This window comes from Pseudoalteromonas sp. HL-AS1, from assembly GCF_031198785.1.
GTDB lineage: Bacteria > Pseudomonadota > Gammaproteobacteria > Enterobacterales > Alteromonadaceae > Pseudoalteromonas > Pseudoalteromonas distincta.
The window spans coordinates 209,906-221,931 of sequence record NZ_CP133569.1 but is presented as its reverse complement, the minus strand read 5'-3'; the positions used below and the strand labels follow the sequence as shown (position 1 = coordinate 221,931).

Here is a 12,026-nt window from a genome sequence, read left to right as displayed (position 1 = left end):
CTACTTTGTTCTAAGAAAATTATAATGGAGCTGTATCAATATTGATTTGATAAGGCTTACTGACAAACTCAGCCATTTTTATACACTCCTTAACTGCAAATCCTCGTCCTTTGTAGTTTGCGAAAGCAATATGAGTATTATCAGTTAACACTGCATATAATCTATAGTCATGTGTGTAGCCTTTTCTAGGTATAGCTTTAAAGCCTTTAATATCTGATAGTTTATACACACGTTTAAAAATAGTATATAAACTACTCGACTTTAATTCCAAGGTTTGCTTTGCGAGATCAAAACGACATACATAGCCACCAAACAGACCACTCCACCCTAGCCAGCATATAAACCCAGATACCCATATCGGTAATGATTTTGCTTCATCAGAATTGAACACATTAATTAGTCCGATAAATAAAAAGAAACCACACAACAAAACTAGCAATAATCTAGTTAACCTTGGTTGTCGATAAATAGCTAGCTCACTAGATAGTTCTTTAAAATACATTACAGCACTCCGTATTTAACTAAGCCCGCAATGGCTGTAAAAACAAAAAATGGCAGGGATAGTTTTATTAGCGATTTGCGATCCCATATTTCAATGAAAACAGGATCTTCACTATTAAAATCTACATCTTCCAGATGAGATTTTGAATTAGCTTTTTTAGTACCATGAGTAATTTGAGGTGAGCTATATAATTCACTTTGAGCAAACTTTATCGGTGTTTTATTTGGCCAATCCGATATGGATTCAACAGCAGTAGTATTATATTTTGTATTTAAAAACGAAATGAACATCTTAGCATCTGTATACTGTTTAAATTCATATAACTGATCAACAAACTTAATTTGATAAGGGCCTTGCGCGCCTATACTACTCAATTCAAATGATAGTGTATCAAACGATGTAACAACTTTACTTCTTTGAAAGCAACCCCATAATGCGGTTTTTAAATTAAGCTGTTTTTCTGTCACGTTAAACTCTAAACGGCTCTTTCGACCAAAAAGCAATATAGATATACTTAAAAAGAAGCTTGCAGAAGTCGCGAAGAAAATACTTTCCCCTCCTTCGCTTGCAACTGTCATCACAATGCTGATAATTCCAGGAATAAGCATAATAAACGCAAAAATTTTGCTTGTCATTTCGCGTCTTGAGGGCATTGATGTATTACCACTTTGATCTGTTTTGAGGACTTTTTTTATAAGCTTGGATAGATTGTTATATTCCATTACTTCAACCTTAAAATTAATTATTACCTTATTTACATTAACATAAAGTAGCTAAGTAAACCTTATCTCACGATACTCATATCGCTCCTTATACAGGAGCAAAATTATTATTTACAAGACAACAGTTAATCCAAGTCAGGAAAACCTTAAATGCATTTGATATAAAAAGATGACCGTCCGGTTATCGCTCAAAGCCGCCTGTCAGGCGAAGTCTAAACTCGCTCTTTTAAACTGTAAGATCGGATATGAGCTACTACATCTCTTTATGTTAACACCAAGCGACTTTGTCGTATCTTAATTACCAAGCAATTCTGTCGTAATTGCTAATTACCAAGGGAAACTGTCGGTCTCTTTTTTACATGTTTGTTAGTGTTCTTGTTTTTGAATACTAGAAGGCATGTTGAGGATGATTGTGATGGATTCTAAAGCTCAACTAACCGTTGATATAATTGCCAAAGTGGTTGAAGGCAGAATAACAATTGCCAATGCTGCTAAGTTACTCAGTAAGTCTAGACGTTCAATAGAACGCTATGTGAAGAGATATCAGAAAGTCGGTATTCAGTTTGTTGTGCATGGTAACAGTGGCAAAGCCCCACCCAACAAAACGCCGGTATCAATAAAAAAAGCGGTTCAAAAATTGATTCAGGAAAAATATTACGATTTGAATCTGTTGCACTTGGCTGAACAATTAGCTACGAATGAGAACATTGTTATTAAGCGTGAAACCCTTCGCGGTTGGGCACATGATATTCATCACGTTAAACGAGCCAAACGAAGACGTAGCAATGTTCGAAAACGCAGAGAGCGTATGGCAGCGCCGGGCTTAATGATGCAGATGGATGGTAGTCCCCATCGTTGGTTTGGCGATAAGAAGCATTGTTTGATTGCGATGATTGATGATGCCACCAGTGAAGTACATGCAGAGTTCTTCCCATCTGAAACCACCGCTGGTTGTATGAAAGTCATGCGAGATTGCATCGAAACTAAGGGCGTGTTTAAAACGCTGTACGTGGATAGAGCGGGTATCTTCGGCGGCCCTAAGCGTTGCAACTTCTCACAAATGCAGCGTGCATGTGAAGAATTGGGTATTGAGATTATCTTCGCCAATTCGCCTCAAGGTAAAGGCCGTGTTGAACGTGCCTTTGATACATTTCAAGACCGTCTTGTACCTGAGCTAAGGCTTAACAATATTAAAGATATAGCCAGTGCTAATGCATACCTGAAACATGTATTCATCCCACAATTCTGGCAGTCTAGAATTCAAGTGAAATCAAAGCAAGCGCCTGAATTTACACCATTATCGAAACACACCAACCTTGATGATATCTGCGTCATTAAAGACCATCGTAAGATCCGCAATGACCACACCTTCAGCTACGGTAACAAGTTCTATTTGATTGATTCACCGCTAAAACATTCCATAGCTAATCAGAAAATTGAGATCCGAAACACCAGCAAGAAAGGCTTCACCGCACACTTCGCAGGGCGGCAACTCAAGGTATCTGAAGTAAATGAGCCAAGTAAGCTTGAATCAGAAGACTTAGCAGTACAAAAGAAACTAGAGGTGTTGGCATTAATCGAAAAGCTTGGAAGTATCAGTGCAGCTTCACGACAAAGTGGCGTCTCACGAGACACTATTCACCGACACTTAAGACTGGTTAAGCAAGGCGGTCCTGATGCCTTAAAACGCCAAGAAACTCCCGATATAAGACATAAAAACTGTGTAGATAAAGCCATCGAAGATGCAGTCGTAAAATTCTCCGTTGAGCATCCCCACCTTGGTCAACAGAAAGTGGCCATCAAGCTGACTGAAGCCCTCGGTATTGATATTAGCGCAGGCGGTGTGCGTAGCATGTGGTTAAGAAACAATTTGAATACCACTGCACTGAGAGTTGCAAGGTCGCAAGCGTTGTAAGAATAGGCATAAATCATAGCCAGTTTAACAACTGGCTGATATGCTATTTACGACAAAGTCGCTCGGTAATTAGACCGACACAATCCCTTGGTAATCACACTACTACATCTCTTTAGAGGCAAGAATTTAAATTACTATTAAACTTCTTCTCTATGATATTTGACTAAAGCTTGATCAATTTTATGTTCAGCTTGAACTGTCAATTTTATTTCTTTGCCTTGGGGGCATGTTATAAACTCCACTGTATAATCATCATGAATAACAATAGCTTTTTTATCAAAAAGCGCATGGTGATTTGGACAAAGGCACAATAGATTTTCTTTAGTATCTGGACCATGATGAGGAGAGCCTAATGGCTTTATATGTGCCCCTTCAGCATAAAACCCCTTTGGTGTTTCTAATACTTCGTCACATATCTGACATTTGTGACCATATAGTTCTTTTATATCTTCTGCGATCTGTGAGTTCCTAATGATTCGGTTAACGAATATTGGAGCTCTCTTTGGCTGTTCTGCAATTAATTCAGCAATGTCTTCAGGTACTTCGCTATCAACGCCAGAGTAAACAGAAAAGCCCAAACTTTCCAATATAGGTTTTATGGATCCTTTAACACCGCTAGTACTCGTATTTTCTAAATGTTTACCAAATTGATGAAAGTATGCACCTAGAAAAATAGGCTTACATTCATACAATAGACCTTCGTAGCAAACAAAGTAGGTAAAGCTGTTGGATGCTGTAGCTTTACCTCTATACTTCATAAGATACTCTTCACGCCCTAGTGACCTGTATTCCTGTATCGCATGTATAATAGCTTCATAACTATTAAAATCTTTATAACTCATAATGTAATATTTCCTTTTTAGATTATAGTGGCTACCCTAACTGCGGCTTAAACTGGCCATTAAATTGATACTCTTAAATAATCGCTCACTGCTTAAGTACACAGCTTCATATTATGAGGTCAGTACATATATAACACACGAAATTAATTAGTACCTTTAAATAATGCAGTCAATACTTTATTAAGAATACGCATTTTTGATATTTAGAACGCTAAGAGCTAATTATAATAATGGGGAATATCATTCTTTACTTCTCTCAGAAAAACTGATTTCATAGGTATGAATCGCCCCGTGTTTGCCAGAGACTCAATAACTTGAGAAACTGGAACTATGAAAAAATCAAATCGCTATACATCAGAATTTCGTGAACGTGCAATTAGGCTTGTTACCACACAACAGCATGAATACCCTTCTCTTTGGGCTGCGCTAGTATCGATTTCAGATAAACTGGGATGTACCCCAGAAACACTTAGAGCATGGGTCAAGAAATCTCAAGCTCAACCGTCTAAACCCTCTTCTAATACGCCATCAACTGAAGAACGCCTTGCCATCTTAGAGCGCGAGAATAAAGAGCTCAAGCGAACGAATGATATCCTGAGGCAAGCTGCCGCTTTTTTCGCCCAAGCGGAGCTCGACCGCAAACAGAAGTAATAGTGGATTTTATTGATGCTTGCAGAGAGCATTACGGTGTCGAGTCAATTTGCAAGGAATTGCCGATTGCACCATCAACGTATTATTCTCATAAACAGATACAAAGAGAGCCTGAGCGACTGTCTAACCGCAAAAAGCGTGATGCTGAGCTGATAATACTCATTCGCGAAGTGTGGGAGGATAATATGTCAGTTTATGGTGCAAGAAAAATATGGAAGCAGCTACAGCTTGACGACCATCAAGTCGCCCGCTGTACAGTCGAACGATTGATGCGAGTTATGGGAATTCAAGGTGTTCGTCGGGGTAAAGCACATAAGACAACGATACCTGACGAGCAACAAGATAAGCCACTTGATTTAGTTAATCGTCAATTTACTGCTGAGCAGCCAAATCAACTTTGGGTAGCTGACATCACCTATGGTGTGCCCGGAGTTCAGCACTAGCAAGGAATGCTTTAATGAACCACGAGTCTATCTGAAATACATGAGCAATACGGTAGGAGCCAAATTGTTTATGGCACTATCTGGTTGTGCAGATAGTTGAGTCTGAGCGGCAGTGACTTATCGTATGCTGATAAGGTGATGGAACTCGCTGACAACGGGGAGTGAGGCGAATTCGTTACGCCAAGATGCTCTTCTAGACTAAGTATTGGACGGATGAAGTACATGAACCGATTAACCCGCATCTATGGGCTGAAACGTCGCCATTGCCTACACGAATTAACAGGCAATATGATGCTGCAATAATACTAAATGTATGAGTATTATTGCCGACTTGATAAATCACACGTAGGTATTTATCAATGGATAAACGCTAAATCACAATTCAGCGTTTAAGTATTATCACCTTACAGCACGATAAGGTTAAAGACTGCGATCGGCATCCACCCCAATATGTTCGAGTTCAGATAGGTAAACCGGGGAAGGTTTGTTTGAATGCTAAGGGAGCACGACCCCGATGACAAACAAGCTGGCGGAGCGTTCGTAGTAGTCTGAGATGGGGAAAGCCCATTACATGGCGAAGGGGCGCAGTTTAATTGATTTGCGCAAGCAAATTACCTGACCTTAATGAGGTGAAGACCTGTGATAATCAGCGAACTGCAACGTAAATTAGCAACATGGACAGCAACAGATAAAGCGCGTCGCGTTAATCGATTACTGCGCCTTATCAGTCACCCACAATGGCTTTGCCAAGCGGCTGAAGTAACGCTTTCTTCAAAAGGTGCCAAAACACCTGGCGTTGATGGAATAACTAAAATTCACTTACAGGATAAGCTGACTGATTACTTAGATGGGATCAGAAATGATTTACTCTCGGGTAATTATCAACCAATGCCTGCCAGACGAATTTATATTCCTAAAGCGAATGGAAAGCAACGCCCTTTAGGCATACCCACCTTAAGAGACAGAATAGTGCAACGTGCCATGCTCATGGCAATGGAGCCGATATGGGAAAATGATTTTCATTCACTATCCTATGGTTTTAGACCTGAACGCAGTGTCCATCACGCCATTAGAACTGTTAAGTTACAAATGACAGGCTCAAGTGAACCACGTGGGCGCTGGGTAATTGAAGGGGATTTATCAAGTTATTTTGATACAGTCCACCATCAATTACTGATGACATGTGTGCGTAAGCGTATCAATTGTCGACGATTTAATGAATTGCTCTGGCGGTTCATCAAAGCAGGACATATTGAACGTAATCTATTCTGTGCAACAAGCGAAGGCGTACCACAAGGTGGTGTCATTTCTCCATTATTGTCAAATATCATGCTCAACGAATTTGATCAGTATTTGGATAAATGCTACTTGAGCAAGAAAGCACGTAAAGATCGCTGGTACTGGAATCGTACAATCCAAGATAAGCGTACCATTGCACTAGAGGAAAATAGACAATGGAAACCTGGGGTTGCTTATTGTCGTTATGCCGATGACTTTCTTGTGATTGTCAAAGGTAACAAACAACAAGCAGAAGCCATTCGTGATCAGTGTCGAAATTTTCTTGAAGGTAAACTTAAACTCACACTTAACATGGAGAAAACCCATATTACGCATGTGAATGATGGATTTATCTTCCTTGGTCATAGGATCATAAGGAAACGTGGTCCTAAAGGGAATATGCGTGTGGTGTCTGGTATTCCACATGGTAAGGCTAAAGCATTTTCTCATTCCTTGAGCCAAGCTTTATCCAGTGATCACAGTTGTAGCAAGATAGACAAAGTTGAACAACTCAGCCGCAAGCTTAAAGGCTGGGCGCAATTTTATCGTCATACTGATTATACCGCTAAAGTTTACAGTAAAATTGATCGTATAGTTTTCTGGAAATTAGCAAAATGGCTAGCGCGGAAATATCGTTGCTCCGTTAAGTCATTAATGATGAAGTGGATAAAACGACCGACGCCAAATCAGGCCAAGACTTGGGTATTATTTGGTAAAAGCAATCGAGGTAATTTATGTAGCGCTTCACTATATCGACTGGTGAGCAGTCCTAAGTTGCCCTTCCGTTGGCGATTACCTGAATCAAACCCTTATCTTAGAGATGAAATGAGAAATACTGTCACATCTCGCTACAGCGATGTTGTAATGGCTGTAAGCCACAATTAAGCGGAGAGCTGTATGCGCTGAAAGGTGCACGTACGGTTCGGAGAGGAGAGGCAGAAAAATAGTTCGACTACGTTCTGCCTCTTACTCTACTTGCCACATGGAGTGGGTTTGTTTATGTCGCTTTCGTGATAGATGTTTTTTCACGATACATTGTAGGTTGGCGTGTATCAACGACAATGCACACAGAGCTTATTCTTGATGCGTTAGAGCAAGCTATTTGGCATCGTGGCAACCCCGAAGGGTTAATTCACCACAGCGACAGAGGCAGCCAATATTTGTCTATACGATACACTGAGCGACTTGCTGAAGCTGGAATTCAAGCGTCTGTAGGCAGTGTGGGTGACTCTTATGACAATGCATTGGCTGAAACAATAAATGGATTATTTAAAACAGAGATTATTCGCAGAAATGGCCCGTGGAAGAATGTTGATGCTGTTGAATACGCAACGTTAGAGTGGGTCAATTGGTTTAATAATCAACGCTTATTATCTTCAATTGGGTATATTTCACCAGCTCAATATGAAACAGACTACTATGATAATTTAAACGAGTCAGGTAAAGTGGCCTGACTTAAACAAACTGGTCTCCGATGAACTCGGGGCGATTCAGTATGAACTTACAACAATGCACCCATACAAAAAGTGGGGTATAAGTTGGGGTATATTTTAGAAATTAAGCTTTCACCCCTTTAAAAACAAGCTAATGGGCGGCATGATGTGATCATCCCCTAAACACCTAGCTCAAATAAAAACCCAGCTTCGGCTGGGTTTTTAGCTATTGGGCACAAATAAAGTAAAAGCCACAGGTGTGGCTAATTAATAAAATGACTTCGCGTATCCCTTTGCTTCTTAAATGCATGCCAAGCCATACTCAGAGTTAATTTTATTTATTAAAAATTATTAAGGATATTAAGATGAATAAAAAACCTGAACTAATCATCTCATCACTCGATGCAGATAGATTGTATGACTTAATGGAATCATTGCCTGCAGGTAGCTTTGCTAATAAAGAAGAATTGGAAGCTGAACTGGCACGAGCGGCAATAGTCGAACCTAAAGATATGCCATCGTCAGTTGTAACAATGAACTCAACTGTAAACTTTATTGTTGAGTCTTCTAAAGAAGAATTTACGTTAACCTTAGTGTACCCAAAAAACAGTGACTCTAGCGGCGATAAAATATCGATATTATCCCCCGTTGGTAGCGCATTACTTGGGCTAAACCAAGGCGATGAAATTGAGTGGCCTAAACCGAGTGGCGGCTTAATAAAGGTAAAAATAAAAGAAGTAACCTATCAACCAGAACGTACTGGCGAATTACACAGATAAACATTTTATGCATTTAACGCTAAAACTCGACTTAAAGTAAACCCAGCCTCGGCTGGGTTTTGCTTTTTATTATAAACCAGATTGTTACTGTTTAATTTATACCTATAAATAAGCTACATACTGCGAGCATATACCCTACTTGATCGTTTACTAAATATGATAAAAAGTACATTTATTTAATAGTACGGAGTAAACCAAACATGACTAACGTTCAACAGCATATAAGCGGCATTGCATTAGTTGTTAAGGACTACGACGATGCCATTGAGTTTTATACTCAAAAGCTCAACTTTGAGTTAGTCGAGGATACTGATTTAGGAGATGGTAAACGCTGGGTATTAATTTCACCTCCAAATTCAAACGGGGCTTGTTCAAACAGAGCTAATTCGAGCAGGACTAATCTACTGCTTGCTAAAGCCACAACGCCCAAACAAATTAGCGCTATTGGTAATCAAACGGGTGGTCGCGTGTTTTTATTTTTGCATACTAATGATTTCTGGCGAGATTATAATTTAATGCTTTCTAAAGGTGTTACATTTAACGAAGAGCCTAGAGTAGAACCCTATGGCACCGTAGTGGTTTTTGAAGACCTATATGGTACAAAATGGGATTTACTGCAGCTTAATAATTAGTTATGTAAAGTGACGCTTAAACTCACGTCACTTTATTAACTAACTCTCTTACAATTGCGAATAAATCACTGGGTAGCATTCCTCTTTGCCCATCTTGCTCACTTGCGGTATCACCAGCTTTAGCGTGCAGTGTTACACCATAACGTGCTGCTTCATCAATAGTTAAACCTTGAGCAAGTAATGCCCCAATAATACCAGTGAGTACGTCGCCACTGCCGCCAACTGCCAGTGCTGGGTTGCCATCTTCACATACCCACGTGTGCTGGGCATTATCTATTAATGTTCCAGCGCCTTTTAATACACAAGTCGCGTTATAGCGCTTGGCGCAAAGGCGGGCATAATTAAAGCGGTCTGATTCTATGTCGCTGGTACTAACACTTAGCAGTCGCGAAGCTTCGCCTGGATGTGGCGTAAGTACGCATTGCTCTAACATATACGATGAGGCTTGCTTAGCGAGTAAATTAAGGGCGTCTGCATCTATAACCAATGGCATTTTATTGTTTTGGCAATATTGCATTACTTCATCGAATGTTTGTTGTGCCCACTCGTCTTGCCCAAGCCCTGGGCCAATAACAACACAGCTTGCCCACTCTAGCGCTTGATGTAGGTTATTACTGCTTACCATAAGCTCTGGTCTGCCAATACTAATAGGTGTTATTGAGCTTTCGTGTGTATACACCCTTACCATGCCAGCACCCGTTCTAAGAGCTGCTTCACTACTTAACCTAATTGCACCTGCAGTACCTTGATTACCACCAACACATAAAAGCTTGCCATGGCTGCCTTTGTGACTATTGATTGCCCGCGTGGCTATTCCTTTAAAGCTATTAATATTTATCAAGGTTCCTGATGACTGAGCTATACAAGTAAACGCATCACCAATTGCTAAATCATCAAAAACTAACTTACCGCTATGTTGTTTACCTGCCGTCGTTGTGAGCCCTTGCTTTATACCTACAAAAGTAACGGTTGAAGTAGCTTGTACTGCGCACCCTAAAGGCTGTCCTGTATTTGCTTCAATGCCTGATGGAATATCAATGCTTATTACGGGCTTACCACTGTTATTTACAGCGTTAATTATATTCGCAAAATTATCGCGCACGGCGCTATTAAGCCCAGTACCAAGGAGCGCATCAATAACGATATCGCACTCATTAAGAGCATCTTTTGTAAAATGAGAAACCACCCCACCCGCTTCTATCCATAGCTGCTGCGCTTTTGCAGCATCACCGTTTAATGCTTTATCAGGTTCAGCAGCGCATACTGTTACCTTTTTACCTGCTTGCATAATAAGCCTAGCTACAACGTAACCGTCTCCAGCGTTGTTACCATGGCCAACAATGACTAATGTATGCTGTACATCAAATAACTGCCATTGCTTATATACAGCCTCGCCTGCTCGCTGCATTAGGGTAAATAAATCGCAATGACTATTTTTAGCCGCTAAAGCTTCATTATCTCTTACTTGTTGTGCGGTAAATAAGGTTTTATTAAGCATAAAGGCTCCTTTAATAGGTGATACTTCACCTTATCAAATACTTATATCTAGCGGCTAGTTCTGTTGGCAATTTTAAATTGCAATTTTATTTAAAGTCTAACACTCCCACTTCAATTTGGGCATGGCTCACTTGAGCACGTCTAACTTGAGCAAGGTGAGCTAATTAAAGTACAATGCAGTTAATTAAAGGCTTGGTTTACTTGTAATCCAAGCCTGTTTATTTTTAGGTAGAGAAAAGCATGGCACAAACTCGCGGTAACTTATTTATTTTATCAGCCCCTTCAGGTGCTGGTAAATCAAGCTTAATCAATGCGTTATTAAAAAAACACGCTGATATGAAAGTATCTGTATCACATACAACTCGCGCCCCTCGCCCAGGCGAAGAAAATGGTGTGCATTATCACTTTGCATCTACAGATGAGTTTAAAGCGCTTATTGCCAAAGATGACTTTTTTGAATGGGCCCAAGTGTTTGACAATTACTACGGCACATCAAAGCAGGCTATTGAGTCGCAACTTGATGCGGGTATTGATGTGTTTTTAGATATTGATTGGCAAGGCGCGCAACAAGTGCGCGAAATAATGCCAAGCGTAAAAACTATTTTTATACTACCTCCTTCAAAAGAAGAGTTAGAGCAACGCTTAAATAATCGTGGCCAAGATTCGGCTGAGGTTATTGCCTCTCGTATGGCAAAAGCACAATCTGAAACATCACATTATAACGAATACGACTATGTAATTGTTAATGATGACTTTGAGAGCGCGCTTGGCGACATAGAAATGATTGTAATGGCTCAGCGCTTAACCCTAAAAGCGCAAGAAGAACGCCATCAAGTTTTACTAAATAGCCTGCTTAAATAATTTAAGTCTATTTAAATCAGGCTTAGACAAGTAAAACTGATAAAAATTGAACACTGGCTATTGGCGAAAGTGGCTGCTTGCAGTAAACTACGTCTTTGATTTAAATTATTTTTGGAGTGCTGTGATGGCCCGCGTAACAGTTGAAGATGCAGTAGATGCAGTTGGTAATCGTTTTGACTTAATTTTAGTTGCGGCTCGTCGTGCCCGCCAAATTGCTGTTGGTGGTAAAACTCCACTAGTAGACCCTGAAAACGATAAGCCAACGGTAGTTGCTTTACGTGAAATTGAACTAGGTTTAGTTGATAGCTCTTCAATGGACTTAATTGACCGTGAAGAACAACAACACCAAGAAGCAGCTGAATTAGCTGCTGTTGCTGCTATTGTTGGTGGCAACCAATAATCGACCTCCCGGTCTGATTTAGCCAACGGCGCAGTATTTCTACTATAGCCGTTGGCAATCCTCTCTTTTCA

12 protein-coding genes, 1 pseudogene and 1 other annotated feature are annotated in these 12,026 nt (G+C 40.1%); of the genes and pseudogenes, 9 read left to right on the top strand and 4 right to left on the bottom strand.

Annotated elements, in window-relative coordinates:
• Nucleotides 1-19: 19 nt before the first annotated feature.
• Complete coding sequence (locus RB214_RS01060; protein ID WP_010552961.1) at nucleotides 20-502, bottom strand: hypothetical protein; 483 nt, start codon at nucleotides 500-502, stop codon at nucleotides 20-22.
• Nucleotides 502-1,224: a hypothetical protein gene (locus tag RB214_RS01055; protein WP_309167996.1), complete on the bottom strand. Its 723-nt coding sequence runs from the start codon at nucleotides 1,222-1,224 to the stop codon at nucleotides 502-504. The genes RB214_RS01060 and RB214_RS01055 overlap by 1 nt, the downstream gene beginning before the upstream one ends.
• A gap of 406 nt (nucleotides 1,225-1,630) precedes the next feature.
• On the opposite strand from RB214_RS01055, the gene RB214_RS01050 reads away from it, so the two are divergent.
• A complete protein-coding gene (locus RB214_RS01050; RefSeq protein WP_008467871.1) occupies nucleotides 1,631-3,139 on the top strand; it encodes an ISNCY family transposase in 1,509 nt (502 codons plus the stop codon).
• A gap of 137 nt (nucleotides 3,140-3,276) precedes the next feature.
• Here the strand turns inward: RB214_RS01050 and RB214_RS01045 are convergent, their stop codons facing one another.
• Nucleotides 3,277-3,981 (bottom strand): HNH endonuclease, encoded by a 705-nt coding sequence (locus RB214_RS01045; RefSeq protein WP_138578977.1) that lies wholly within the window; start codon nucleotides 3,979-3,981, stop codon nucleotides 3,277-3,279.
• A gap of 330 nt (nucleotides 3,982-4,311) precedes the next feature.
• On the opposite strand from RB214_RS01045, the gene RB214_RS01040 reads away from it, so the two are divergent.
• From RB214_RS01040 to RB214_RS01015, 6 genes and pseudogenes are all read left to right on the top strand, one after another.
• Nucleotides 4,312-4,632: a transposase gene (locus tag RB214_RS01040; RefSeq protein WP_024604194.1), complete on the top strand. Its 321-nt coding sequence runs from the start codon at nucleotides 4,312-4,314 to the stop codon at nucleotides 4,630-4,632.
• Nucleotides 4,590-4,706: a sequence feature (AL1L pseudoknot), on the top strand. Its footprint overlaps the gene before it by 43 nt.
• Entirely contained in the window at nucleotides 4,692-5,075 is a 384-nt protein-coding gene (locus tag RB214_RS01035) for an IS3 family transposase (protein ID WP_225740975.1), read from the top strand. (Overlaps the previous feature by 15 nt.)
• A 639-nt stretch (nucleotides 5,076-5,714) precedes the next feature.
• Nucleotides 5,715-7,238, top strand: coding sequence for a group II intron reverse transcriptase/maturase (ltrA, locus tag RB214_RS01030; protein ID WP_008109360.1), 1,524 nt, complete (start codon nucleotides 5,715-5,717; stop codon nucleotides 7,236-7,238).
• Between the two features lie 68 nt (nucleotides 7,239-7,306).
• Nucleotides 7,307-7,807, top strand: a pseudogene (locus RB214_RS01025) (IS3 family transposase); the annotation flags it as partial.
• Between the two features lie 344 nt (nucleotides 7,808-8,151).
• A complete protein-coding gene (gene rnk, locus RB214_RS01020) occupies nucleotides 8,152-8,565 on the top strand; it encodes a nucleoside diphosphate kinase regulator (protein WP_024606506.1) in 414 nt (137 codons plus the stop codon).
• Between the two features lie 200 nt (nucleotides 8,566-8,765).
• Nucleotides 8,766-9,197, top strand: coding sequence for a VOC family protein (locus RB214_RS01015; protein WP_024606507.1), 432 nt, complete (start codon nucleotides 8,766-8,768; stop codon nucleotides 9,195-9,197).
• Nucleotides 9,198-9,219: 22 nt separating this feature from the next.
• Here the strand turns inward: RB214_RS01015 and RB214_RS01010 are convergent, their stop codons facing one another.
• Complete coding sequence (locus tag RB214_RS01010; protein WP_024606508.1) at nucleotides 9,220-10,695, bottom strand: bifunctional ADP-dependent NAD(P)H-hydrate dehydratase/NAD(P)H-hydrate epimerase; 1,476 nt, start codon at nucleotides 10,693-10,695, stop codon at nucleotides 9,220-9,222.
• Nucleotides 10,696-10,934: 239 nt separating this feature from the next.
• Here RB214_RS01010 and gmk point away from each other — a divergent pair, with 239 nt between their 5' ends.
• Complete coding sequence (gmk, locus tag RB214_RS01005; protein ID WP_024596677.1) at nucleotides 10,935-11,555, top strand: guanylate kinase; 621 nt, start codon at nucleotides 10,935-10,937, stop codon at nucleotides 11,553-11,555.
• Nucleotides 11,556-11,679: 124 nt separating this feature from the next.
• Entirely contained in the window at nucleotides 11,680-11,955 is a 276-nt protein-coding gene (rpoZ, locus tag RB214_RS01000) for a DNA-directed RNA polymerase subunit omega (RefSeq protein ID WP_002958829.1), read from the top strand.
• Nucleotides 11,956-12,026 lie beyond the last annotated feature (71 nt).